The 24,209-nt window shown below is 63.9% G+C and carries 28 protein-coding genes; 15 read left to right on the top strand and 13 right to left on the bottom strand.

All coding sequences use genetic code 11. From position 1 onward, the window contains the following. Positions 1 to 74 precede the first annotated feature (74 nt). On the top strand, positions 75 to 743 hold the full coding sequence (locus OK349_RS04190) for a helix-turn-helix domain-containing protein (protein WP_265116563.1): 669 nt from the start codon (positions 75 to 77) through the stop codon (positions 741 to 743). Positions 744 to 1,240: 497 nt separating this feature from the next. Continuing rightward, entirely contained in the window at positions 1,241 to 2,041 is an 801-nt protein-coding gene (locus tag OK349_RS04185; protein ID WP_265118534.1) for an SDR family NAD(P)-dependent oxidoreductase, read from the top strand. A gap of 294 nt (positions 2,042 to 2,335) precedes the next feature. On the opposite strand, the gene OK349_RS04180 is transcribed toward OK349_RS04185, so the two are convergent. Continuing rightward, entirely contained in the window at positions 2,336 to 3,265 is a 930-nt protein-coding gene (locus OK349_RS04180; RefSeq protein WP_265116562.1) for a LysR family transcriptional regulator, read from the bottom strand. Between the two features lie 100 nt (positions 3,266 to 3,365). Between OK349_RS04180 and OK349_RS04175 the strand changes: the two genes are divergently transcribed. From OK349_RS04175 to OK349_RS04165, 3 genes are read left to right on the top strand one after another with little or no spacing between them, the layout of a single operon-like run. Beyond that, positions 3,366 to 3,830 carry an NADPH-dependent F420 reductase gene (locus tag OK349_RS04175; RefSeq protein ID WP_265116561.1) on the top strand — a complete coding sequence of 155 codons (465 nt, stop codon included), beginning with the start codon at positions 3,366 to 3,368 and terminating at the stop codon, positions 3,828 to 3,830. A gap of 22 nt (positions 3,831 to 3,852) precedes the next feature. Then, the gene (locus tag OK349_RS04170; RefSeq protein ID WP_265116560.1) at positions 3,853 to 3,978 is read left to right on the top strand and encodes a hypothetical protein; all 126 of its coding nucleotides are present in this window, start codon (positions 3,853 to 3,855) and stop codon (positions 3,976 to 3,978) included. Positions 3,979 to 4,031: 53 nt separating this feature from the next. Then, positions 4,032 to 4,358: a LysR family transcriptional regulator gene (locus tag OK349_RS04165; protein WP_306310657.1), complete on the top strand. Its 327-nt coding sequence runs from the start codon at positions 4,032 to 4,034 to the stop codon at positions 4,356 to 4,358. Here OK349_RS04165 and OK349_RS04160 read toward each other — a convergent pair. From OK349_RS04160 to OK349_RS04130, 7 genes are all read right to left on the bottom strand, one after another. After that, positions 4,270 to 5,427 (bottom strand): Gfo/Idh/MocA family protein, encoded by a 1,158-nt coding sequence (locus tag OK349_RS04160; RefSeq protein ID WP_265116558.1) that lies wholly within the window; start codon positions 5,425 to 5,427, stop codon positions 4,270 to 4,272. The two genes, OK349_RS04165 and OK349_RS04160, sit on opposite strands and share 89 nt — an antisense overlap. Positions 5,428 to 5,583: 156 nt before the next feature. Further along, positions 5,584 to 6,306 (bottom strand): alpha/beta fold hydrolase, encoded by a 723-nt coding sequence (locus tag OK349_RS04155; protein WP_265116557.1) that lies wholly within the window; start codon positions 6,304 to 6,306, stop codon positions 5,584 to 5,586. Between the two features lie 137 nt (positions 6,307 to 6,443). Then, positions 6,444 to 7,460 carry an aldo/keto reductase gene (locus OK349_RS04150; RefSeq protein ID WP_265116556.1) on the bottom strand — a complete coding sequence of 339 codons (1,017 nt, stop codon included), beginning with the start codon at positions 7,458 to 7,460 and terminating at the stop codon, positions 6,444 to 6,446. Between the two features lie 16 nt (positions 7,461 to 7,476). After that, positions 7,477 to 8,625 carry a Gfo/Idh/MocA family protein gene (locus OK349_RS04145; protein WP_265116555.1) on the bottom strand — a complete coding sequence of 383 codons (1,149 nt, stop codon included), beginning with the start codon at positions 8,623 to 8,625 and terminating at the stop codon, positions 7,477 to 7,479. 85 nt (positions 8,626 to 8,710) lie between these two features. Continuing rightward, on the bottom strand, positions 8,711 to 9,667 hold the full coding sequence (locus OK349_RS04140; RefSeq protein WP_265116554.1) for a LysR family transcriptional regulator: 957 nt from the start codon (positions 9,665 to 9,667) through the stop codon (positions 8,711 to 8,713). 454 nt (positions 9,668 to 10,121) lie between these two features. Further along, the gene (locus tag OK349_RS04135) at positions 10,122 to 11,201 is read right to left on the bottom strand and encodes an MBL fold metallo-hydrolase (protein ID WP_265116553.1); all 1,080 of its coding nucleotides are present in this window, start codon (positions 11,199 to 11,201) and stop codon (positions 10,122 to 10,124) included. Between the two features lie 27 nt (positions 11,202 to 11,228). Continuing rightward, entirely contained in the window at positions 11,229 to 12,389 is a 1,161-nt protein-coding gene (locus OK349_RS04130; protein WP_265116552.1) for an NAD(P)-dependent alcohol dehydrogenase, read from the bottom strand. Between the two features lie 105 nt (positions 12,390 to 12,494). Here OK349_RS04130 and OK349_RS04125 point away from each other — a divergent pair, with 105 nt between their 5' ends. Then, on the top strand, positions 12,495 to 13,394 hold the full coding sequence (locus OK349_RS04125; RefSeq protein WP_265116551.1) for a LysR family transcriptional regulator: 900 nt from the start codon (positions 12,495 to 12,497) through the stop codon (positions 13,392 to 13,394). An 8-nt stretch (positions 13,395 to 13,402) separates the two neighbouring features. Here OK349_RS04125 and OK349_RS04120 read toward each other — a convergent pair whose 3' ends face one another. Beyond that, positions 13,403 to 13,792 (bottom strand): hypothetical protein, encoded by a 390-nt coding sequence (locus OK349_RS04120; RefSeq protein ID WP_265116550.1) that lies wholly within the window; start codon positions 13,790 to 13,792, stop codon positions 13,403 to 13,405. On the opposite strand from OK349_RS04120, the gene OK349_RS04115 reads away from it, so the two are divergent. The 4 genes from OK349_RS04115 (at position 13,791) to OK349_RS04100 (ending at position 17,429) form a co-directional block, all read left to right on the top strand. Further along, entirely contained in the window at positions 13,791 to 14,651 is an 861-nt protein-coding gene (locus OK349_RS04115; protein WP_265116549.1) for a pirin family protein, read from the top strand. The two genes, OK349_RS04120 and OK349_RS04115, sit on opposite strands and share 2 nt — an antisense overlap. A 26-nt stretch (positions 14,652 to 14,677) precedes the next feature. Next, positions 14,678 to 15,634, top strand: a complete 957-nt coding sequence (locus tag OK349_RS04110; RefSeq protein WP_265116548.1) for a zinc-binding dehydrogenase — start codon at positions 14,678 to 14,680, stop codon at positions 15,632 to 15,634. A 59-nt stretch (positions 15,635 to 15,693) separates the two neighbouring features. Next, a complete protein-coding gene (locus OK349_RS04105; protein WP_265116547.1) occupies positions 15,694 to 16,698 on the top strand; it encodes a zinc-dependent alcohol dehydrogenase family protein in 1,005 nt (334 codons plus the stop codon). Between the two features lie 485 nt (positions 16,699 to 17,183). Beyond that, positions 17,184 to 17,429: an Arm DNA-binding domain-containing protein gene (locus OK349_RS04100; protein WP_265116546.1), complete on the top strand. Its 246-nt coding sequence runs from the start codon at positions 17,184 to 17,186 to the stop codon at positions 17,427 to 17,429. 99 nt (positions 17,430 to 17,528) lie between these two features. Here OK349_RS04100 and OK349_RS04095 read toward each other — a convergent pair whose 3' ends face one another. From OK349_RS04095 to OK349_RS04085, 3 genes are all read right to left on the bottom strand, one after another. Next, positions 17,529 to 18,581 carry an alpha/beta fold hydrolase gene (locus OK349_RS04095; RefSeq protein ID WP_265116545.1) on the bottom strand — a complete coding sequence of 351 codons (1,053 nt, stop codon included), beginning with the start codon at positions 18,579 to 18,581 and terminating at the stop codon, positions 17,529 to 17,531. A gap of 73 nt (positions 18,582 to 18,654) precedes the next feature. Beyond that, the gene (locus tag OK349_RS04090; RefSeq protein WP_265116544.1) at positions 18,655 to 19,131 is read right to left on the bottom strand and encodes a DoxX family protein; all 477 of its coding nucleotides are present in this window, start codon (positions 19,129 to 19,131) and stop codon (positions 18,655 to 18,657) included. 54 nt (positions 19,132 to 19,185) lie between these two features. Next, entirely contained in the window at positions 19,186 to 19,461 is a 276-nt protein-coding gene (locus OK349_RS04085; protein ID WP_265116543.1) for a BufA1 family periplasmic bufferin-type metallophore, read from the bottom strand. 205 nt (positions 19,462 to 19,666) lie between these two features. On the opposite strand from OK349_RS04085, the gene OK349_RS04080 reads away from it, so the two are divergent. The 5 genes from OK349_RS04080 to OK349_RS04060 all read left to right on the top strand — a co-directional run bounded on the left by OK349_RS04080 (position 19,667) and on the right by OK349_RS04060 (position 22,847). Next, entirely contained in the window at positions 19,667 to 20,206 is a 540-nt protein-coding gene (locus OK349_RS04080; RefSeq protein WP_265116542.1) for a sigma-70 family RNA polymerase sigma factor, read from the top strand. Then, positions 20,203 to 20,844, top strand: a complete 642-nt coding sequence (locus tag OK349_RS04075; protein ID WP_265116541.1) for a DUF1109 domain-containing protein — start codon at positions 20,203 to 20,205, stop codon at positions 20,842 to 20,844. The genes OK349_RS04080 and OK349_RS04075 overlap by 4 nt, the downstream gene beginning before the upstream one ends. 83 nt (positions 20,845 to 20,927) lie before the next feature. Beyond that, positions 20,928 to 21,200: a BufA2 family periplasmic bufferin-type metallophore gene (locus tag OK349_RS04070; RefSeq protein WP_265116540.1), complete on the top strand. Its 273-nt coding sequence runs from the start codon at positions 20,928 to 20,930 to the stop codon at positions 21,198 to 21,200. A 58-nt stretch (positions 21,201 to 21,258) separates the two neighbouring features. Then, the gene (locus OK349_RS04065) at positions 21,259 to 22,089 is read left to right on the top strand and encodes an MNIO family bufferin maturase (protein ID WP_265116539.1); all 831 of its coding nucleotides are present in this window, start codon (positions 21,259 to 21,261) and stop codon (positions 22,087 to 22,089) included. After that, a complete protein-coding gene (locus OK349_RS04060; RefSeq protein ID WP_265116538.1) occupies positions 22,086 to 22,847 on the top strand; it encodes an HvfC/BufC N-terminal domain-containing protein in 762 nt (253 codons plus the stop codon). Before OK349_RS04065 ends, OK349_RS04060 begins: the two co-directional genes overlap by 4 nt. Positions 22,848 to 23,250: 403 nt before the next feature. Here the strand turns inward: OK349_RS04060 and OK349_RS04055 are convergent, their stop codons facing one another. After that, positions 23,251 to 24,144, bottom strand: a complete 894-nt coding sequence (locus OK349_RS04055; RefSeq protein WP_265116537.1) for a LysR family transcriptional regulator — start codon at positions 24,142 to 24,144, stop codon at positions 23,251 to 23,253. Positions 24,145 to 24,209: the final 65 nt, after the last annotated feature.

The raw sequence follows: 24,209 nt of genomic DNA, 5'->3' as shown, positions 1-24,209 counted from the left end.
AGAATCTTGAGGCTGCTCGGACGAACGGTTCGGCGGGCGGTTCGACAAACCGAATTTCATGATTGCGAGGCAGCGTGGCCAGTCCGAAATCCCTTCCGTCCGAAACGCCCAGCCGCGGCGCGGCGACGTCGAGCATCGGCAATGTCGTGCGGGCGCTCCGTACCCAGGCCGGGCTGACCTTGCGCGAAGTCGCCGAACGCGGTGACCTTTCCACTTCGACGATATCGAAGGTCGAGAGCGGCCAGCTGTCGCCCGGCTACGATACGCTCCTCAGCCTGTCGATCGGACTCGGCGTCGATGTCGCCGAACTGTTCCGTCCCAATGTCCGCAACAGCTCGACCGGTCGGCGCGGTATCACCCGCAAGGGCACTGGCGCGAAGCTCGAGACGCCGCGCTACATCTATGAGGCGTTAGCGGCCGACGTCTCCAACAAGGAATTCCTGCCGCTGCTGACGGTCATCAAGCCGGGCGCGAAGGTCCAGTCCAGCGACCTCACCGCGCATGAAGGCGAGGAATTCATCTATGTGATCAAGGGCGAGGCGACTCTCCACACTGAGCTTTACGAACCCTTGGTCTTGGCGAGCGGCGACAGCGTCTATTTCGACAGCCGGTCGAGACATGTGCTCACCGGATCGGACGAGGGCGAGACGCTGGTGCTATGGGTCTGCTCGCACCGCGACGCGCTGCGGCTGGTGAAGGAACATAGCCTGGATTCGCAGGGCGCCGCACCGCCGCCGGGCTGAGAAGACGCGGGCGCGTCGGAGGAAGTGGTCTGATGTCTCATTGTCACATGCCGCGCGGCAGAATCTCTGAGAATGACCTCCACCGCGGGGGTCCGGCTCGCCTGAGCTGCCCGCGTTCGGATGACAATGGAAGGGTCGTCCCGAGAGGGGCGGCCTTTCGCTCGCCGGCCCACCCAATTGATCGATCGATTGAGATCGAAATTATCCGCAGCGCGGGCCTGTTTTGCGCCCCAATTTCGGCCGATCAACCGAACTGCCGACGATCCCGAAAGCGGCCGTTCGTCCAGGCAGCGGCCGGGCGCCGCTATTGAGTGGAAGCAGACTGGCAGCTTCTGGCGAGACGCTGCCGGTAACCGAGGCGGATATGGCAAGCGGTCGCGGGCCGACACTCCTACCTATTGCAAACGATCCGTTGAAGATAAATCAATTGATTTCCCGCTTATTGTGAAGCGGTATCCCGTCCATCTTCAGGGTGCGGCGCCAACATCGATCGCGTGATGATCGGCGAAAATCGCCATGGCAGCGCGCACGTCGCGCAAATACTGAGGAAGGAATATTCGATGACCGAGCTGACTGGAAAACGCGCACTGGTGACCGGAGGGTCACGCGGGATTGGTGCGGCTATCGCAGTTGCGCTGGCGGAAAAAGGCGCAGACGTTGCCATCACCTACTCGCATTCCGCCGGCCGTGCGGCAGAAGTGGTGGAATTGATAAAGAGGAAGGGCCGTGCCGCCGTTGCAATCCAAGCCGATAGCGCAGATCCGATTGCAATCAAGCGCTCGGTGGACGAGGCGGTGAGCGCCCTTGGCGGTCTTGATATCCTCGTCAACAACGCCGCGATCGCTACCTACAAGGACGTGGCGGACTTCACAGTCGACGAGATCGACGCGCTCTTTGCCGTCAATGCGCGGTCCCCCATCCTGGCATCTCAGGCGGCCATGCCCCACCTCACTGCCGGGGGGCGCATTATCACGATCGGGTCCGCCGGCGCCGAGCGAATTGTCGGGCCATCGACGGTTTACTCGATGACGAAATCCGCCCTCCAGTCATTTACGCGAGGTTTGGCGCGCGAACTGGGTCCTCGTGATATCACCGTCAATCTGGTGCAGCCTGGTTCAACGAATACGGAAATGAACCCGGCCGAAGGCGAGTTCGGTGATTTCCAGCGGGCGCTGATCCCACTGGGGCGGTATGGCGAGCCGGAGGACGTGGCAGCGGCGGTCGCATTTCTCGCGTCGAATGCCGCGCGCCAGATAACGGGCACCATCCTGACGGTTGATGGAGGTACGCTTACCTAAAACCTAGCCCATTACAGGGAGGGGCTGCGATCGTTCTATCGCGAAACCGGGTGAGATTCCCGGCGCTCGCAGCCACCTCAGTCAAAATCTCCTGTGTTCGCCCAAAGGCTGATGCCAAGGTATGATCAACGGCACCCTAAGGGCTATGGGCTAACAGAACCCCGCGCATACATCCCTATTGGGCACCTCGCTCCGCTCCATCAGCATCGGACCTTTCGGCGCCTGTTTGGAAAGAGACAGTGGAGGTGCCCATCTTTTCCTGAGACAATAGTCAGGGCAATGGAGTGCGCTCGCTTATTTGAGGCTTCCAGCGAACCGTGCGCTGATGCGCTCTCGACGAAAGTGCTCCGTGAAAAAGTCGATGAATGCTCTAGTCTTGAGCGGTTGTAAGGCGCGACCTGAGTAGTAGAGCGATATTGATCCCGCATCTGCATACCATTTCGGTAGGATGCGTTTCAGCGCGCCGCTCTCCAGATGCGGAAGCGCGTCCGGCATAGCCACCATTGCGATACCAAGCCCCGCAAGGGCCGCTTGGATCATCGGGGCGGAATCGCTCATAACGATTGTCTCCTTCAACAGCGCGCGCTCCTCATCACCCTGAGCATTCCGCATCATCCATTGCCGGATGCGACCCGATGTCGAGAAGCGCATGAGAATCCCATCGTATTCAGCGAGATCCGCCGGGCTCGTCGGTAGAGCTCTTCTGCCGAAATAGCTGGGCGCGCAGACGGCGACGACGTGAACGGGCGCTAGTGCCTTGGCAACAATTCCAGGATTTAGATCAAAGCCTCCGCCGATCGCGACGTCGAAGCCTTCCGCAACCAGGTCGACTTGGCGGCTGTCGAAATGCCAATCGGGCCGGATGCCCGGATACCTGCTGAGAAATTCTGGCAACGCGGGAAGCACGTAGCCCATGGCGAAGGAGAGGCTCATGCTCACTTTCAGGACGCCGACTGGCTCGCCCTTGACCTGCGAGGCGCCGTCGATTGCGCTCTGAAGATCGGCAAGGCTGTCGCCGATGCTTTGCAGGAAGGCTTCACCCTCTTCCGTCAGGGCCAATTTGCGTGTCGAGCGATGGAATAGCCGCACGCCCAGATTTCGTTCGAGCATGCCGACGTTCCGGCTGACTGCCGCCGGCGTGAGGGAGAGTCGGCGAGCCGCGCCCGAGAAGCTGTTTGCCTCCGCGCTACGGACGAACGCTTCCAGGTTGGCGAGTGTCTCCATGTGAATCAACCTTCAAGCGAGAATTGAAACTCAAACAATCCATCTACGACTGTTGATATGCCTATGCAGGGTCCATTCTCTGGTCAACGGAAACACGTGGTTGAAGGACTGGCTCATGACGGTTGGTATTATCGGCGCAGGCAACTTCGGCGGTGCGTTCGCGAAGGCGTTAGGCAAGGCAGGCATTGAGGCCGTCATCGCGAACAGCCGCGGACCTGACAGCATTGCGGAGCTCGTCTCGACGTTCGGAGGGTCAATTCGGGCTGGAACGGTCAAGGAAGCGGCAGCACAGGACATCGTTCTTGTGGCTGTCCAGTGGTCGAAAATTCCCGGCGCGCTCGCGGATCTGGATTTCGGCGGCAGGGTCGTGATCGATGCCAATAACCCCGTTGAGGCGCCGCTCTATCGCCCGGTGGATCTGGGTGGCCGCATCTCGTCAGATGTATTCGCGGACATCGTTCCCGGTGCGCGGGTCGTGAAGGCGTTCAACCATCTCACCCCCGCCCAATTGTCGGGCGATCCGCAAATCGGAAGGCGGCAGGCGCGTCCTCTTTTATTCGGGTGACGATCAGCGGGCCAAGGCTGAAGTGGCCGTCATCATCGACAGGATCGGCTTTTTCGACATCGATCTCGGCTCGATTTCAATTGGCGGTCAACTCGTACAATTTCCCGGTGGGCCCCTGCCGGCGCTGAACCTCGTCAAGTTCGGCTGACTCGTCGTCTGACCAAGACCTTCATCAAGAATGCGCAGTAGCTCGATCTGTCGATGAAAGAACAAGGATTAGAGGGAGATGGGCCTTTTCGAAGCCCTTCATCCCTTTTCTTTGACCAACCCTGTCGGAAGCTGATTGTGCCCAATATGACGCTCGACCTGCGCAATTTGCGTTGCGCACTTGCCGCTGCCGAAACCGGCAGCTTTCGCCAGGCTGCTGCCGCGCTTGATCTCCCGCAATCGTCGGTCAGCAGGCGAGTGCAGGCGCGTAGATGGGCGACGGCGGGGCGGATCAGGGCGCTTCCTGGGTTTCAGGGATCGGAGTTGACTCCGCTGAGGGGGACAGATGCTGGCGATGCCCCGTTTCAGCGGCCTCTGTGATCGCCTCGAGCACCCGGTGACGATCGAGCGCGACCGCGAAGTCCGGCGCATCTGCGGTTCCGTCGCGGAGGTCGGCAGCGAGCTGGGCGTAGAGGCGGGCGACGCCCGCCGCGGGCGCTTCGAGTTGCAGGTCGGGAGCCGCATATGCGGGCGGGACCTGTAGCTGCTGGACAGGCTCGCTGTCGCGCAACGTGATGGTCACATCGCCGAAGTGGATGTAGCCCGACGCCGTCTCAACGTGCAGACTGCCTCCCGTGCCCTGGATCTCCCACACCATCGCCGAGCCGGCGGGCTGCCCGGCGCTGAAGTGCAGCGAAGTGACGATCCCGCCTTCGAGAACGCCGGCGACGACGATCTCGTCCGGCGCGTCCTTCGGGAGGGACGTGCCATCCGAGAGGCGGACGCCGTCGCCGCGCTGATTGGCGACGACGGCGGACAGGCTCTCGAATGCGCCGAGTACGTGCGCGAGCGGTTGGAGCGCGTGGCCGAGCATGATGCTTTGAAGCGTGGCGCCATTCTCGGCGCGAGCCATGTATTCGAATGGCGGGTCATATCGGCCGACCCACATGTCTTCGTTCAGATGCGCTCGGACGCTCGTGCTGAGCGGCAGGCCGATCACGCCCTGCCGGACGAGGTCGTGAAGGTAGCGGATCGGCGGGTGCAGGCCGCCCTGCAACCCGATGACCGTGCGCAGCCGCCGTTCGCGGGCAAGCCCCTCCAGCGCTTCGGCTTCCGATAGGTTTCGCGCGAGCGGCCATTCGCAATAGACCATCTTGCCCGCGGCGAGCGCATCGGAAACGATCTGCTTGTGCTCCGGCACCTTAACCGCAACCACCACCAGGTCGACCTCCGGCCGCAGGACCAGCGCCTGATGTGTGTCAAAGGCGAGATCGGCGCCCAGTCGGCTGGCGGTCGCGTTCGCGCTCTCCATACGAGTCGTGCTGACGGCGCGGATCTGGAACGCATCGAGCGCCCGCAGCGCCGGGACGTGAGCGATTCCGCCCCAGCCTCGATCGGCACTGGCGCCGACGATGCCGACGCCGATCCGGGTGTTTGCTGAATTGGTCATGTAGGCGCGCTCCTGTCTGGTGGAGCCCGGGCAAGGCGCGCCGTGCTGCTTCACCATGGTTTCGTTCCGGACAAATGCTCGGGCGCATAGCGAGTGACCAGGCATTGCCGTTCGCGTTGCGCCTGCGTGGATTTGAGCCCACGCACGCGCAGGGAATTAAGCTTGAGTCCAATGGGCCTCGAGTTCGCGCGCGACATCGGCCGGACGCTCTATCATCGGCCAATGCGAGGCGCGCAGCTTCACGACGGCGCGTGCGTGTGTGGCATTGCCGAGCTCGTCGGCGAAGCGGTGCGGCAGAAACGGATCGTCCAGACCCCAGATCACCAGCGCTGGCGCGGTTATGCCGCTCAAACCCGGTTTCCACTCCGCCCCGACCTCGATTGCGGAACGGTAAAGTGCGAGAATGCTTGTCCGCATAGTGGCATCGAGATGCCGAACCGATTCATCCGCCGCATCTTTCGGCATCTGTGCCTCGACGAGTTTCGCCGCAAATTCCTCGAGGTCGAGATCCTTCATCCATTGCTCGCCCTCACCTGGCGTCTGCCAGATCTTGGCGAGATAGTGCCATGGGTATTCTGGATCGATGGGTCCGCTGATGCCGGTCCAGGTCCGCACCAGATCCGGTCGGATTGACGTGAGACGGCCTGTCAGCAGGCATCCCCAGTCATGACCGACCAGATCTACGGGTTCGCCGATCTCATCGATCCGGTTGATAAGCCAGTCGAGATACTCTTCCTTTGTTGACCTGAAGTCCGACGGCAACGGATTGCCAAAGCCGGGGAGATCGACCGTGATAATGTCGTTGCGCTCAAGATGAGAGCGGACGGTGTCCCAGAGCCGGTGAGTGTCGGGTACGCCGTGGACGAGGACTGCAGGCATGTCGCGATCTCCTGATGATTGTTATCAGGAGAATAGGGCGGTGGAGGCGTTGCGGAAGCCGGCGTTGGAGAAACCCGGCGTTGCCATTAGCGGAACCCTTGCCGTCGTGCGCTCTGTGTGAACGCTGGCAACATTGATCACATATCTCGCTCCGCCGTCCGGTTCAGCAGCCAGCCCGGATACTCTATCGGAAGGCGGCTGGCTGCGCCCAGGCGACCCATGTCGTCCGGATCGAGTTCGACCTCCGCTGCCTGTAGATTCTCGTGCAATTGCTCGACGCGCTTTGCGCCTATGATGACGGTGGACACCACGGGCTGTTTTAGCAGCCATGCTATAGCGATCTGCGCGGGCCGGCGCCCATGCTTGATCGCGACTTCCTTCAACACGCCGATCAGCGGTTCTCCACGGACGCGATCGATCGGTGGAAAGTCGAGCTCGGTCTGCCGTGCCGCTTCAAGATTGCCGCCATCGGCATATTTGCCGCTGAGATAACCACCGGCAAGCGGGCTCCAGACCATCATGCCGACCTGTTCGGCGGTCAGCAGCGGCACGATCTCGCGCTCGGCGTCGCGGCCGACGAGCGTGTAATAGGCCTGGAGCGAGGTGATCGGGGCCAGGTTACGCGCCCGCGCGATGCCGATCGCTTTCATGATCTGCCAGGCGGCCCAGTTCGAAAGCCCGATGTATCGAACGTCACCGGCACGCACGAGCGTGTCGAGCGCCTCCAGCGTCTCCTCGACCGGAGTCGCGGGATCGAAGGCGTGAACCTGGTAGAGGTCGATATGGTCGAGCGCTAGCCGGCGCAGGCTGGCATGGCATTCGCTAAGGATGTGTCGGCGCGATGCGCCGCCCTGGTTCGGCCCTTCGCCCATCGACGAGGCCACCTTCGTGGCCACGATCAGGTGATCCCGGGCGACGCCGATGTTTTTCAGCGAGCGGCCGAGAATCTCTTCGCTCCGGCCATGCGCGTAGACATTCGCCGTGTCGAACAGGTTCACGCCCGCGTCGAGCGCAGCGCCGACCAGCGCATCGGCATCCTCCTGTCCCAATTTGCCGACCTGTCCCCACAGGCCGTCCGTGCCGCCGAAGGTCATCGCGCCAAAGCAGAGTTCGGACACGAACAACCCACTGCTGCCAAGTTTGCGCAAGCGCATGACATGTCTCCCTGGATCAGATCGACTGCCGCTCGCCGGACTGCGCCGCACGCTCGACGGCAGCGACGAGGCGGCTGTTATGGAGCGCGTGGTCGAAGCCGGGCGTGTGGTAGGTGCCCGCCACCAGATCGCGCGCGAGCGAGGCATAGACCTCGCCGACATTGATCGCCGCGCCGGCCCAGAAGTCGGCCGCTGTAGGCCCGACGCCGGTCGCGATGGGCGCGTCGGGAGCGGCAAAATCGACGGAGGCCGTCAGGCGGAGATCGCCGACCTGCACGCCGGCGAGGTGATCGCCGGTCAGCGTCAGGCGTCCTTCCGTGCCGCGGATATCGAAGCGGAACCGCGCTTCGTCTGCGGGCACGCCGGCCAGCACCTGGACCGATACCGGGGTGCCGGTCGCCGTCGCGGCGATCAGGTCCAGATGGTCGGGGATCTCGCGAGTGGAAGTTTCGCCGGTGTCGACCACCTCGATCTGCGGCCAGTGCAACGCGGTGCGCGCATCAACCTGCGTGATGTCGCCGAGCACGGCTTCGATCACGTCGAGGACGTGGCCGACGGTGATAGTCATGAAGCTGGCGCCGGACGCGGCCTTGTTGAAATAGTCGTAGTTGCTCGTCACTTGCGGCCCATAGCCGAACGTCGTCGCATCGACGCGCGCCGACAACAGGCGGCCGAGCTTGCCCGAAGCGACCAGTTCGGCCGCGCGGCGGACCGCGGGATTGTGCCGGCCCTGCAATCCGATCGCGGTGTGAAGAGATCTGCCCGCTGCCGCCATCGCCTCGGTTTCTGCGAGCGTCGCGCCCAGGGGAGACTCCGCGTAAACCGCCTTGCCCGCGGCCAGCGCAGCCATCACCAGATCATGGTGCGCCGGCACCTTCACGGCGACGGTGACGACGTCGATCCCCTTGTCCTCGATGAGCTTGAAAGGGTCGGCATACCAGCGTTCGGCGCCGAACACCTCGGCGGCTGCCTTGGCGCTTTCCTCGCGACGTGTGGCAACGCCAGCGAGGACCAGCGAGGGTTGCGCCGCGAGGGCGGGAATGTGGGATGCGCCCGCCCAGCTTGCCTGCGTGTCCGCGCCGATAATGCCGACACGAAACTTACCGTCCGTCATGATGATGATGCTCCAGCCATTGGCGCATGAAGTCGCGCCGTTGCCGGACATTTAGGTGACGGGAATAATCAATCTAAATCGATATCCAGTATGCATCATCATCCACCGCATGGATGGCGGCGTCGCTTGCTCCCAATCAATAATATTGCTGTCGGAGATCCGCACAGACCTGCTCCGATCTCTGCCAAACATGGGGGAAAGCACCGGACAGGCAGGCGCGGAACCAACGTTGGGCGGGGTGTTGGTCGTTCCGGCGGTGCCAGTTGAGGACGAAGGGTACGGGGTTCAGGCGCAGCGGGAAGTCGCTGACATTCAGCTGCTCCGCGCAGCCCGACCGCCGTACGACACTTTCAAGAACCGTAGCGACCATGTCGGAGGCGGCGACCAGTGCGGGCGCGCTCGCCATATGCTGTATGGTCAGCGCCACCCGACGCTTCAGACCCTTGCTGGCGAGCGCCGCATCGGCCACGTCCAGCCCTTCGTTCTCCGGCGAGACGAGGATGTGCGGGAGCGACAGGAAACGTTCAAGGTCGAGTGCCCGGCTCGCGGCGGGATGGTCCCTCCGCAGGATGCAGACGAACCGTTCCTGAAACAGGCGGGCGGACAGAATGCGCCCACGATCGACGGGCGGCAGGCCGATTGCCACGTCGACTTCGCCGGCATCGAGCATCCGCGTTGCCTCGTCCCGCGTAGCGTAGTCGCGGACGCGGAGATCGATAAGCGGTGCGCGGGCCGCGAGGATCTGCAACAGCGGCGGCAACACGACGCTTTCGGCATGGCCCGACAAGCCGAGCGAGAAAGTAATCGACGCAGCGCTCGGCTCGAACGCCTGCGTGAAGACCAGCGTGTGTTGGATATCGCGCAACGCGCGCGAAATCGGTTCCGCCAGCTCGAGCGCACGCGGCGTAGGCTGCAGGCCTTTGGGTCCCCGGACGAACAGTTCGTCCTGGAGCAGATCGCGCAGGCGGCCCAACGCCGCGCTCATCGCCGGCTGGGTGCGGCCAATTCGCAGGCCGGCGCGGGTGACGTTTCGTTCGGCGATCAACGCGTCGAATGCCACCAGCAAGTTGAGATCGATGCCATGCAAGTCCATCACGCGACCCTATCGTCGCAGAAGCCAACGTCGGCAAGCGACCGCCGCACCGCCCGTGGTCTTCTCCAGAGTGCGAAACCATGCCTGGGCGTCTGATGGCGGTACATCTGCGTCGGCGCCGCTTGGGGAAAGCAAAGCCGCCCCAAGACCCAGCGTGAGATCGTGGCCGAGCGTAAGATTCAACATGCGTCCGTCTCCATATCTCCGTCAGGCGTCCGCGCATCCGGACCGATCGACTGCATCGCTTTCGCTGCCCCCGTATCGAGCGGGCGCTGCGGGAGGCGCCATCGGCGCGGCGAAGGCGCCGTTGATCCAGTTCCGGGCCGGAGAGTTCGTCATCGCATCGTCCTTTGCGGAGGGGAGCGGGCGTGCCGATCCGTGGCACGCGCGCCGTGGCGCGTGTCCGGAAGGAGACGGCCTGCGGTAGTTTCGGCTGCCGCGAGGCCTTGGCGGATCAGGTCAGGAAGGGCGGCGCGTTCTCGCCGCGCAGGCGATAGTTCGGCCGCGGGCGCTCGAGCCTGATCGACTCCAGCACCGTGTAGGCGTGATATTTCGTCTGGGTGGTCACCCCGGCCAGCCGTTCCGACCACAGCTGCCCGTTGCTGCTGCGCTTCTCGAGCACATACTTCGTGGCGTAGTTCGCCATCGAGTTGATCCAGTTCTCTGTTCCCACGAAAACTTTGTCCCAGCCCGCACCGTCGAGGATGCCGATCAGCGCGTCGGAGCGGGAGAAGCGGTCGACCGCGGCTTGTGCGCCGTCGAGGACGTCGGCGAAGTATTCGATCGAGGCCTTCACCGTCTCGGGTGTGCCGTAAGTCATGTGGTGACCGGCGACCAGGAAGTCGAAGTCGAACTCCGTCAACTGCTGTTGCGCCTGATACCAGCCCATGATGTTCTGCGACGCATCGCAATGCATGAAGGTGGCGCTGCCGGGGCTGATGATGTCGATGACGGTCAGCACTCTATGGGCCGGCGCATAGATGAAGATGTTGCCGGGGCAGTGGTTCTCGCCCTTGTACGACAACTCCAGAGTCACGCCGCCGACGTTCAGCGTGTAATCCTTGTCGAACGTCAGAGTCGGGATCGGGCGGTTCGGGTCGGGAAAGCGTTCGAGCAATTCCTTGGTGATCGCGTGCGCGACGATCTCCACGCCGGAGCCGAACACCGATGCGGCGCCGATATGGTCGGTGTGCCAATGGCTGTAGATGACGTGTGTCACCGCCTTGTCGGTGACCTCCTCGATCGCCGCCAGCATGTTTTCGCCGATCGTCGGAGGTGCGTCGATCGCGATCACGCCGTCTTCCGTCACGACGAAGGCCGCGTCGTACCCACCGCTGGTGACCCAGTAGAAGCCGTCGCGAAGCTCCTCGACATGGTAGCCGAGGGTCTGAAATTTCTCGCTGCTGAAATAGGGTGGATAGTAGTGCGGCGGATCGGCCGGATGCTCGCCCGCTTCGGGAAAGCCGTAGCGGTCGATCGCGAAGAACGCTGGCGTGTCGTCGGCGACGATCGCCTTCTGGTGATTGTTGCACATGGCTTTGTTTCCTTTCTGCTGTGTGGCTCAGGCGTGCGCGGCGTCGAACCGCAGCACCGCCTTGATGACGCGGCCGGCGACTACGTCGTCGAATGCCCGGTTGATGTCCCCGAAGTCGTAGAAGGTGATGAGGCGGTCGAACGGGAAGCGACCGGTGCGATAGAGGCCGATCAGCTCGGGGATCATCAGTGCGGAAATTGCGTCGCCCTGGATGATGCCCTGCAGCGTCTGCCCGATGGTCAGGCGCGATGCGTCGACGAACGCGCCCGAATGCGCGTTGAAGGCGACGAAGCCGAAATGCCCCATCGGCGCCAGCGCGCCGATACCGGCATCGAGGTTGGCGGCGCGCCCGCTGGTGTCGAGGACGAATTCGACCCCGCGTGGCGAGATCGCGCGGATCGCGGCCGTCACATCCGGCTCTTCGGAGACGTTCACGATGTGTGTCGCGCCGAGTTCGCTTGCGAGCTCGAGCCGTTCGGCATTCACGTCGATCGCGATGACGGTTGCGGCATCCGCGACCTTCGCCGCCATGATGGCGGCAAGGCCGACCGCGCCGACGCCGAAGACGGCGACGCTCGCGCCCACTGGCACCTTCATCGCCTTGAGGATCGCACCCGCGCCCGTCTGGAAGCCGCAGCCTAGCGGCCCCATAATCTCCAGCGGGAGATCATCCGGCACTTTGACGGTGTTGCGCTGGTGTGCCAGCGCATAGGTCGCAAAGGACGACTGTCCGAAGAAATGCGCGTGGAGGTCGTCGGCGCCGTGTCGCTCGACGCCGATGGTGCCGTCCAGCCGCGCCCCCGCAAAATTCGCCTCCCAGACCTTCTCGCAATAGGCGGCATGAGAGGACAGGCACGGCTTGCACTGTCCGCAGGAATGATAGGACAACACGACATGGTCGCCCGGCTTTAGATGGGTGACCGATGCGCCGGTCCGCATGACGACGCCGGCGCCTTCGTGACCGAGAATGGCGGGCAACGGCGACGGCATCAGTTGTTGGCGGACATGCGAGTCGGTTGCGCAGATGCCGGTCGCGACCATGCGAACTAGAACTTCGTCGGCTCGCGGCGCTTCGAGAGCGATGTCCTGCATGATGAACGGTCCATCCTTTTGCTCGACCACGGCCGCGCGGGCATGGGTGATCGTGGCTTGTTGCTGTGCGGCACTGGCAAGTGCTGGCTGGTTCATCGGGTCCTCCATGAGGTTCGTAAGCGGTCTTCCGCTGCGTCGCCGTCTGGTTTACCCCTCGTGCCCTGTTGCAATAGCCGCCAAGGCAGGAACCTGGAGTTGCGCATGCCGGAACCCGCGCCGGTCGATCTGCTCGATGTCATCGCGTTCGTCCGCGTGGTGGAGACGGGGAGCATCGCCAATGCAGCGACGCGCCTGGGCATCGCCAAATCGATCGTCAGCCGCCGCGTGAGCCGCCTGGAGGGGGTGCTCGGTGCCCAGTTGCTGACGCGCACCCCGCGCGGCACGACGCTGACCGATATCGGCCGCGAGTATCACGAGCGGGCCGCCGCCGGCCTGTCGGAGCTGGAGTCGGCGCGCGAGGTCGTCACCAAGTCGACCAGCGAGATCTTCGGGCAGCTTCGCATCCAGGTGCCCGCCGCCTTCGGCGAGTTCCTGCTGGCACCGATCCTTGCCGAGTTCGCGGCGCGCTATCCGCGCATCGAGTTCGACGTCCGGTTCACCGATCGCCAGGTGGATATGATCGCGGAGGCCTATGATCTGGCGATCTGGCCGGGTGCCGTGCCGGACTCGATCCTCATCACGCGCAAACTGGCCAAGGTGCGATGGGCGATGGTGGCGAGCCCGGCCTATCTCGATGCGCGGGGGCGTCCCGCCCGGCCGGCGGACCTGGCCGACCACGATACCATCCTGTATGCGCTCGATCCCGGCCGCTGGCGACTACAGGGACCAGACGGCTGGGAGCACGTGCGGATAAACTCGCGCTTCTGCACCGACAACGGGCAGATGCTGCTGGCCGCGGCGCGCGCGAGTCTCGGCATCGTGCTCGTCCCCATGTTCATGGTTGAAGAGCCGCTGGCACGCGGCGAGTTCGAGGCGGTGCTGCCGGACTTCCCGCACGAGGGCGGCGATCTGCAGATTTTCATGCCGCCGGCACGCGCCGGTATCGCACGGGTGCGGGCACTCGTCGACTTTCTCTACGAGAAGTTCGACCGCGAAATCTGATGTACGCGTCAGGCCCGTCCGAACGCTGCCAAAATCAGCACGACGCCCCCGATCGCCAGCGCCGCCATGATCGCTCCGATCGCCGGAACGACGCGCGGCTGTGTCCATCCCGAACCGGCGGCAGGCGCTTCTTCCTTACTTGCCGCACCGGCACCTACTTCGGTCCGTAGCTCGGCAAGGCGCCGCCGTGCGCGCAACAAGAGGAGCACCGCAAGGTACAGGGTCGCGGCAAGACCAAGCATCGCTGCGAGCCGCATCGTCGGGTTGCGCGTCCAGCAACGCTGGGTTCTTCGATCCCCGTCTTGATCGTGGCGAGGGCATTTCGAGATGATGAGGCACGAACCGGCACGATAACTGCGCTGGCGGTTGTCGAGCTTAACCTCGAAGGGATGGACCATGCTTCACAGATCGATCGATCGCGTCACCACCATACCGCCGCTCGGACCCGGCTTCGATGGCGAACGGCACAAGGCGGCGCTGGTGGTGGCTCCGGGAGATTTCCACGCCACCGACCCGTTCTTCCTGATGGCGGACGATCACATCACGCTGGAAGGGCGCTTCGGCGAGGCGCATCCCCATGCCGGGCTGGAAACCGTAACCTTCATGCTGAACGGGACGATGGAGGACACCGGCGGCCGGCTGGCGGAAGGCGACGTCGAATGGATGACGGCGGGCAGCGGCATCGTCCATTCGGAGGATGCGATGGTGTCGACCGGTATGCGATTGTTCCAGCTGTGGCTGATCCTGCCTGAGGAACAGCGCAACATGCCGCCGCGGGTGCAAATCCTGCAGCGCGCGGCGATGCCGGTCCATGTCGAACCGGGGGTCGAGGCGACGGTCTACAGCGGCCGGCTGGGTGACGCGGCGGCGCCGACGAAGAATGCGGTGCCCGTCACGCTGGCGGACATCCGGCTGGAGCCGGGTGCTAACTTCGCGCCGGAACTGCCCGCCGCCTACAACGCCTTCACGGTGATGATCGATGGTGAGGCGGCGGCCGGTGCCGGTGGCGAACCGCTGTCGAAGAGCATGGTCGGCTGGACCGGTCCCGCCGGCGGCGGTTCCAGCACGCTTGCGCTACGAGCCGGCGCGAAAGGCGCCCGGATATTGCTGTACGCCGGACAGCCCCAGAACATTGAGGTCGTGGCGCAGGGGCCTTTCATCGCCGGCTCCCGCGACGAGTTGGCGGGATATTACGCCGCTTATCGCCACGGCAGGTTCCCGCACGCCGGCACGATGCGGCCGGTCGCCCTCGCATGAAGCGGTCAAATCCGGAGGAGCCGAGCATGGCCAGGAAAATCGAGATGCGGACGACCGGCACGCCTGCCGTCCTGAGAGTGGTGGAGACGGAGGTCGGATTGCCCGGCGCCGGGCAGGTACGGCTGGTGCAAACAGCGATCGGCATCAACTATGTCGATGTCATGGTCCGGAAGGGCCTATACCCGATGCGGCTTCCCGCCACGCCGGGCTTCGAAGCGGCGGGTGAGGTCGACGCCGTCGGCCCTGGGGTGATCGGCTTTGCACCGGGAGACCGCGTCGCTTATTTCTTCGTCGAGGGAGCATACGCCACCGCTTCGCTCGTCCCCGCCGAGGCGCTGGTTCGCCTGCCGGCCGACATCTCTAACGAGGTGGCGGCGATCTTCCTTGCGAAGGGACTGACGGCCTGGATGGGATTGTACGCCCTGCACCCGTTGAAGGCGGGTGAGGTCGCCCTCGTGCTCGGGGCATCGGGTAGCGTCGGGTCGATCCTGTCGCGCTGGGCGAGGTCGCTTGGAGCAACGGTAATCGGCGTGGCAGGATCGGCCGGCAAACTGGCGTCGGTCGCGGCGGGCGCCGACCATGCATTCGTCGCCGACGATCCCGCGCTTTCCGACAGGATCCGCGCGCTCGCACTCGCCGGCGTCGACGTGGTCTACGACTTCGTCGGACGCGCGACCTTTCCGTTGGCGGTCGCTTGTGTGCGGGATGGCGGCGTGATCGCCACGATCGGCGCCGCGTCGGGACAGGCGCCTCCCGCGGCCGATCAGCTCCGCTCCCGCGCCGTCCAACTCCGGGGCGGCGGCACGCCGCAATATGTCCGGGGCGAAACCGTCGTCTCGGCTACTGCCCAGCTCTGGGACGCGATTCGAGCCGGCCTGTTCGGCGACCTCCCCATCGCCCGTTATCCGTTCGACCGGATTGCCGTGGCACACGAGGACATGGAGGCGCGGCGGCTCGCCGGCCTTCCAGTCATCACCGTCTGACCCCCATGCCGGGATGCGCGCTTGGTGCGCGCCCAATATCGCTCTTCTAGGATAATCCGATGACCGAGACCATGAAGGCCGTCGTTTTAACTCGCTTTGGTGGGCGTGACGCATTCGAATTGCGCGACGTTCCCGTGCCGCCGGTCGGCCCGCGGCAGCTACGCGTCCGGGTGCATGCGTCGGCTGTCAATCCGCTCGACTATCAGATCCGTCGCGGCGACTATGCAGATCTGGTAACCTTGCCTGCAATCATCGGGCACGATGTCTCCGGCCTCGTCGAGGAAACGGGCGCAGACGTGACGGAGTTCGCCGCAGGCGACGAGGTCTATTACACGCCCCGGATCTTCGGGGGCCCCGGATCCTATGCGGAACGGCACGTCGTCGACGTCGATCTGGTGGGCCGCAAGCCCGCGAACCTTAGCCATATCGAGGCAGCCAGCCTGACGCTGGTCGGGGGCACCGTCGTGGAGGCATTCGTGACGCGCGCGCGTCTTGCCTTGGGCGAAACCGTCCTCATACACGGCGGTGCCGGCGGCGTAGGAACGATCGCGATCCAGGTCGCCAAGGCGATCGGCGCCCGCGTGCTGACCACCGCGCGTGCTGCGGATCACGAGTTCGTGCGGTCGCTCGGCGCCGACGACGCGATCGACCATGGCGCGGAGGATTATGTCGAACCCGTAACGCGGCTGACGGGCGGCCGGGGCGTCGACGTCGTGTTCGATACCATCGGCGGCGATACTCTGACGCGCAGTCCGCTGGTGCTCGCGGACATGGGACGTGTTGTCAGTATCGTCGACATCCCCCAGCCGCAGAATCTGCTTGAAGCATGGGGCCGGAACGCCGCGTATCACTTCGTCTTCACACGGCAGAACCGAGGCAAGCTCGACCTGCTCACCGACCTCGCGGAGCGCAGCCTCGTCCGGCCTGTCGTCGGTGCGATCCTGCCGCTGGCCCGGATGGGAGAAGCGCACGGGCTCCTGGAGGGCAGAAGCGCGTACGCGCTTCGCGGAAAGGTGGCGATAGACGTGGTGGGGGACACGGTTTCACTTCCGCCGCGCCGCTGACCGCCGTCGGCTCGGCTGCCATTTCTTGGACGATGATCGCAACGTTCGCGCAACCTTCACGGTGTTCTCGTGTGCGGCCAGGTGGTCGCCTTTGTCTTCCTCCCGGCCGCCATCCCGCTTCACGTCCTGCTGCTTGCCGGCCTGGCGCTCATGTGGACCTTCGTGGAGGCGGGAAGGCTGGCACCGGTCGGCTTACGGCGACACGGTTGGCGGTCGACGTTGCTCTGGACAGGCGTCGTCACGGCGACGGGCATCCTGTTCGGCGAAGTTGGTCAGCCGCTTCTCGAATGGCTGCTTCGTGCCCGTGTCGACTACAGCGGCTACGGCGCGCTCGTCGGTGCCGCGCAACGACTTCGAGGCTTGCGGTCGCTGAGGGCATGCCCGTCCTTCATCAGCTCAACTAGTCTGATACTTGAAACGACTCGTCTAATGGGGGCATTTTTTGGGGTATTTTCGGCCTGTTCGAAAACAGGCGATACCCCCACGTGCCGTTGAAGGACCTCGAGGTCAAATACACCCAGCGTCGGCAGCGGCCTTTCAAGCTATCCGACGGGGGCGGCCTGCACCTTCTCGTCCAGCCCAGCGGATCGAAGCTGTGGCGCCTGAAATACCGGTTCGACGGCAAGGAGAAGCTGCTCAGCTTCTGCAAATATCCCGATGTGGGCCTCGCTGCCGCGCGTCAGAAACGCGAGGCGGCCGCTCACTTGGCGGTGAGCAAATGGCACTTTTGAGTGAACGCCGGGTCGGCGGCTAGGAGAGAAGGTTATTTCAGCCGCAAATGCTTTCTCGCAAACTCGCCAACAGAAGGAAATAACCTAGTTTATCGAAACTTACTCCGAACGCCGGGCCATAAAATCGAGGATTAGGTGGGCAATTTCGTCGGTCTTCTCGTCGAGCGCAAAGTGGCCCGCATCGAGCAAGTGAATTTCCGCGTCAGGCAAATCTCTCTTAAACGCCGCGCCCCCTGCGGCGATGAAGGAAGGGTCATTGGCTCCCCATACAACCAGGGTCGGCGGCTGACGTTCGCGAAGCCAGGCCTGCCACTGCGGGTAGGCCGCGACATTGTTCCGATAGTCGTAGAGCAACGCCGAATGGATCGCGCGTTGACCTGGTTTTGCAAGGTACGCAAACTCGTTTATCCAAGCGTCCGGATTATAGCGCTCTGGATGCGTTGTGCCCGCTGTATGACGCTGCATCGTGGTCTCGAAAGACAAGAAGGTATCAAGGACCTCCGGATGACCTTTCGGATCAGCCCAAAATTTAGCAATGCCGGGCCATTTCTTGCCTAAGCCTTCTCGATAAGCATTGCCGTTCTGCGTTATTAGCGCGTCCAATCGCTCTGGATGTGCGAGCATCATCCGGAAACCTACTGGAGCGCCGTAATCGTGAATGTACAGGCTGTAGCGGCTGATCTTGAGGCGTACCAGCAGGTCATCCATCACCTTCGCGAGATGATCGAACGTATAGGGGAAGGCGGACGGTTCGGGTGCGTCGCTTTGTCCGAAGCCCGGGTAATCCGGCGCGATGATGTGGTATCGGGTGGCCAGCAGCGGGATCAGCGCTTCGTACTGGCGAGACGAGGTCGGAAAACCATGCAGCAAGACGATTGTCGGCGCATCTTTCGGTCCGGCTTCGCGATAGAAAACCCCGACGCCGTCGATCTGCATCCTGTGATAGGTCGTAGTCGAATTGGAAGACGCCTGTGGAGCCGCCCACGCCGTTGGTGTGAAGCTGGCTAACAAGGTAGCAGCTGCCGCCACGCCAGGTAACCAATTCTTCAGGCGAATAAGCAGGTGGCAAATCATGAAAAATCCTCGATCGAGCCATGTCAGTTTTATCGTTGCGAGCGATCCAAAACCCAGAAAGGTCAGAGACGTGGTCATGGCTCTGTGTTCGCCCGGGGAGCCCGTTTTACCGGTCGCTCCGCATTTGCGCCGAGATCCTCGATCCGATGGGTCAGGCGCGCCGTGCCTTTCGATCGATCGCTTCCCCCGCCATCTTCGATAGTGCCGCGTCCGTCGACCAGGCGCCACCGCCGCGAGCGATCAGCACCAGCAGGATCGCCGCCCAGCTGAGATGCGTCGACCATGCGTCGGGATAGACGAAAAGCTGGATGACCAGCGTCATGACGAACAGTGCCACCGCCGAGGCGCGAGTCATCAGGCCGATCACCAGCAGGATCGGAAACAGATGCTCGGCCCCTGTCGCGGCGACGGCTGCGACGCCCGGCGGGATCAGCGGCAGCGCATATTCTGTCTGAAACAGTTCATAGGTGCCGTCGGTGATGTGCAGGATGCCATCGACCTTGGTGCGGCCCGACAGGAAGAACACGCCAGCGATACCAAGCCGTGCGACGAACAGCAGCAACGCGTCGGGCATCAGCATGGCGATATGCCGCGCAAGGCGGTCATGGAGTGCGAGAAGAGAAGTCATGATCATCTCCGGCAGGGCGCGGCCGGGCGCCATCGGCGGCCCGGCCTGCCGGCATCAGGCCTTGGGCTTCAGCGAGCCGTTGCCCTTGGGCGTCTTGATCGTGGTGCAGGTACCGGCCTTGACCAGCTTCCAGGCATTGCCCTGATAGTTGACCTTCGAGGTCCCCGCGCAGCTGGTGCCCGGGCCGGCGGCACAGTCATTCTTGCCGGCGAGGGACACGCCGTAGCATTTTTCCATCGCGGGTTTGGTCTGGGCGGATGCCGGAGCGGCGAGGGCGGCCGCCGAAGCGATCGCCAGAGTGGCGGCAAGCGTGGCATGGGTAGTACGCATGGGTCTTTCCTTGTCTGATGCCTCTGCGCGCGGCCCGGACAGGGGAGCCGGGCCGCGCGGTGACCGGGGAGGAGGCGGCATGCCCGTGTCACGCCGGATAATTCGGGCGGCGCGGAGCATGCGTTACAGCCAAAGCGCAGAAAAAAATTTGCGCGGGCCTGTAACCTCGTTGCCGGCTTCGCCGAACAGGGGCTGAGGAGCACGAATGCGGGCGAGTGAGGAAGTCTTGCGCGGATTGATGGCGGATGGGCTCGACGGCGACGCCGCGGCCCATGCGACATTGCTGCGCCTGCTCGTTCCCCTGCTTCGGGGCTTCTATCGGCGGCGCGCGAACGGCTCCGACGACGACATCGAGGATCTGGTGCAGGAAACGTTGATCGCGGTGCACACGCGCCGCTCCACCTATGATCGGGATCGCGCCTTCACGGCATGGCTGTTCGCGATCGCACGCTACAAGATGATCGACCACTTCCGGCGAGCGGGCCGCCTGCGTCCGATCGAGGGGCTGGAAGAGATGCTGGTCGCGGAGGATTTCGAGAGCGGTACGCTCGCAAGACTGGATGTCGAACAACTCCTCGCCGAATTGCCGCTCAAGCAGGCCCGGATGATCCGTGCCACGCGGATCGAAGGACTCAGCGTTTCAGAGGCCGCGCAGGCTGACGGTATCGGCGAATCCGACGTAAAGGTGTCGGTGCACCGCGGGTTGAAAGCCCTGATGGTACGCATCCAGGGGGCCGCGCGATGAAGACGGACGATCTCATCTCCCGGCTGGTGCACGATGCCGGGCCGGTACGACGCGGCGCGGTAGGGCGCCGGGTTCTGGCAGGTGTGGGCCTGGGGGGGCTCGCATCCGTCGTTCTGGTGATCGCCTGGATGGGAATCCGCCCGGATCTCGCCACGGCAATGCACGGCTTTCCGTTCTGGATGAAGTGGGGCTACACGCTCTCGCTTTCCGTCGCGGCGCTGGCCCTGATCGTGCAGCTCGCCCGACCCGAACGCCGTCCGCTGCGGGCCCTTTGGCTGACGGCGATCCCCATCGTGCTGCTTGCGTGCGTCGGCCTGCTCGAGCTGGCGCGGACGCCGCCTGCCGACTGGCTGGCGATGTGGCTGGGACATAGCTGGAGGACATGTCCGACGCGTGTCCTCGGACTGGCTGTTCCGATTTTCATCGGTCTGCTCTGGTCCTTCCGCCGGCTTGCGCCGACGCGGCTACGCGCGGCCGGCGCGGCGGCGGGTCTCGCAGCAGGGGCGTTCGCCGCGACGGTCTATTGCCTCCACTGTCCGGAAGTATCGGCGGTCTTCGTGCTGACCTGGTATTCGCTCGGCATCCTGCTCGCGACATTGCTCGGGGCGTTACTCGGGCCGCGTCTCCTCCGCTGGTAATTTCGCGTCGGCTGTAACCGGGGGACGAGCCACCGCGAATGAGGGAAGCCATTCCGGCTGAACCCTTTCTGGAGTTTCCCATCATGATCATCACCCGCACCGGCCTCAGCGTCGCCGCTTCCGCCGCCATCGTCGCCATCGCAGCGGCGTCCGTCCCCACTGCCGCCATCGCCAAGGATGGCGTGAGCGCAAAGACGGTCCATTGCTATGGCATCAACACCTGCAAGGGCACGTCGGACTGCAAGACCGCGAAGAACGAGTGCAAGGGCCAGAACGAGTGCAAGGGCCACGGCTTCAAGGCGATGACCGCCAAGGCGTGCAAGGCCGCCGGCGGCAGCCTGACCGAGGCCAAATGATCCAGTCCGGCCCGGCGATCGCGTCGCCGGGCCGATCCTGCCCTTCAGGGATGATCCGATGAGCACTAACTTCGCCGGCTTCGGCCTTGGCCTGCGCAAGCCGCATTATGCCGAGTTCCTCGAACACCGCGTCGCGGTGGATTTCCTCGAGGTGATCTCCGAGAATTTCATGGTCGACGGCGGTCGCCCCCGCCAGATCCTGCGCGACATCCGCATGCGCTATCCGGTGGCGCTGCACGGCGTCTCGATGTCGATCGGCTCGGCCGACGGTCTCGACGGCGCGTATCTGCAGCGCCTCCGCCTGCTGATCGACGAGATCGAGCCGCTGCTCGTGTCCGACCATCTGAGCTGGACGCGGAGCGAGGGGTTCAGCTCGCACGACCTGCTGCCGCTGCCTTATACTGAGGAAGCGCTCGACATTGTCTGCGCCAATATCGACCGCGCGCAGGACGCGCTGGGCCGCACGATGCTGATCGAGAACCCGTCGAGCTATATCGCTTTCACACCCGCGGACATGACCGAATGGGCGTTTCTCGACGCGATGTGCGCGCGAACCGGCTGCGACTTGCTGCTCGACGTCAACAATGTGTTCGTCAGCGCGAGCAACCATGGCTTCGACCCGCTCGCCTATCTCGATGGCGTGCCGCACGCGCGGGTGCGCCAGATCCATCTCGCCGGCCACAGCCAGGGGGCGGAGCTGCTGATCGATACGCACGACCGCGCCGTGCCGGCGTCGGTCTGGGATCTCTACGCCCATGTCCTCCCGCGCCTCGGGTCCGTCGCCACGATGATCGAGCGTGACGATGACATCCCGCCGCTCGCCGACCTGCTGGGCGAATTGAGCGTCGCACGGCGGATCGCCGCGGGCGCTTTGGCAGACGCGGCATGACGCTGCTCGCACTTCAACGCGACTTCCGCGCCTGGCTAGTCGACGAGAATGGCGGCGCTGCCCGCCGGTTCGGCGCTTCCGCAGGCCCGGGCCTTCGTGTCTACCAGAACAATTATCGCGCGCAGCTCGTCGGTTGCCTGGAGGCAAGTTTCGCGCGGACGCGGGCGTGGATCGGGTACGAGGCGTTCGTCGTCGCAGCCGTGACTCATATCGATCGCGTGCCTCCGAGCAGCTGGACGCTGGATGCCTATGCACGCGATTTTCCGGCGACGCTGCGCATTCTCTATCCCGATGATCCGGAAATAGTGGAGCTGGCCTGGCTCGAACTCGCGCTGGAAGAAGCCTTTGTCGGCCCGGACGCGCGGGCGCTCACGATGGCGGACCTCGCCGAAATCGACTGGGACAGGGCGATTCTCCACCTGACACCGACGCTCGATCTTGGTGATATGGCGACCGATGCCCCGGCGATATGGTCCGCGCTGGCCGCCGGCGAGACGCCCCCCGCGGCCGAGCGTCTCGACGCGGCCGGCGCGGTGCTCGTCTGGCGGCGGGACCAGGTTTCATGCTTCCGTGCTGTCGATCACTATGAGCGTCAGGCACTTGTCCAACTACGCGCGGGGCTTTCCTTCGCGGAATTATGCCAGAGCGCAGTGGATGCTTTCGGCGAGCAGGAGGGCATAGCGCGCGCCGGACGGTGGCTCGCTTGTTGGGTCAACGAAGGCCTGGTTGTCGGCTTTCAGGAGCGACACGGCGCGTGAGAACTACCACGTCATCGACGGCTTTGGCCGATTCGATTCCGAAAGCCGACGGTCGGCTAACGGCCAAAGATCAGTCGGACCGCTTTCGGCGTGAGCAGCCAGGCAGCAATGCGCCCCAATTTCGGCCCTTCGAAGTGGATCGAGCGCTGCCTGGAAGCTGCCGTTCGTTCCCGCCGATCTTAAGTCGGCATAGTGCCCTAATGCCAATCATAGCGGATCGTCTGACGATCACCTGAAAGCGGACATACTTGCCGACGGTCTCAAAGGTCGGGTCTGGGACGAAGCCGCAGTTTACAAAGATTTCGTCGAACGACGGACTCGGTCGAGAGCTGTTATTTGCGCGTCCCGGCACTCGATCGTGTTTTGGGAAAATTGGCCTAGTCTTTACACGTTGGGCGGAACGTCATGCCAACGCAGCGAGCCTGTCTCGTAGCCAGCTTTGTGCTGGATGGTTGGTCGTGCGTTCGTGCCAGATACTGGTGATGACAAATCCGGGTATGTGGAGCGGCGGTTCCAGCACCTGCACCCGGTCTGACCAACCGTCTGCGATCCGGCGTGGGATCAGCGCGATCATATCGGATCGTGACACGATCTCCGGCACGATCAGGAAGCCCGATGTGGACAAGGCGACGGTACGACGGCGGCCGATCGCCTCAAGAGCCGCATCGGTGGGCCCGGCAAAGCCGCCGCCCTGAGGTGAAACCACGACGTGGTCCAGCGCGCAGAACAAGTCCAGATCAAGGGTACCGCCTACGGCTGGATGCCCCTGTCGCGCGATGACCACATACTCCTCCTCGTAGAGTCGGCGCTGGCGCATCGCCGCCGGCGCGTGTTGGGGCGCTGCCAAGGCCAGGTCCACCTCGCCACGCTCCAACTGTGTCGTGAGTGCCATCACGTCCAACGCCCGCCAGGCGATGCGGATCATCGGCGCCTCGGCCCGCAAGGCAACCGAGTAGCGTGCCAGCAGCGCATACTGGACGTAGTCGCTCGCCGCGATCACCACGGTCGCACGCAGGGTCTCCGGATTGATCGTCGCTCCTTGCTCGACAACGCGGCGAACACCCTCCAGTGCCTCGTGCAGTGGCTGCATCATCTCGAGCGCCCGCTGGGTCAGGATCATTCCGCGCTGGCCCGGGATCAGGAGCGGATCGCCCAGCGCTTCGCGGAGCCGCGCCAGCCGTGCCGACAAAGCAGGCTGGCTGAGGTTCAGCCGGCGCGCAGCGCGTGTGACGTTGCGCTCCGCAAGCAGGGCCTCAAGCGTCACGAGAAGTCCGAGATCGAGGTTCCTGGTATCCATCGTGTCGATAACGACACATAAAACGTTCGATTTCAATACCCAGGGTGGCCGCACCATTTAGGCTC

Origin of the sequence: Sphingomonas sp. BT-65 (genome assembly GCF_026107375.2) — a bacterium.
GTDB lineage: Bacteria > Pseudomonadota > Alphaproteobacteria > Sphingomonadales > Sphingomonadaceae > Sphingomonas.
The sequence above is the reverse complement of the archived record's forward strand: the minus strand, read 5'-3'. Positions and strand labels throughout refer to the sequence as shown.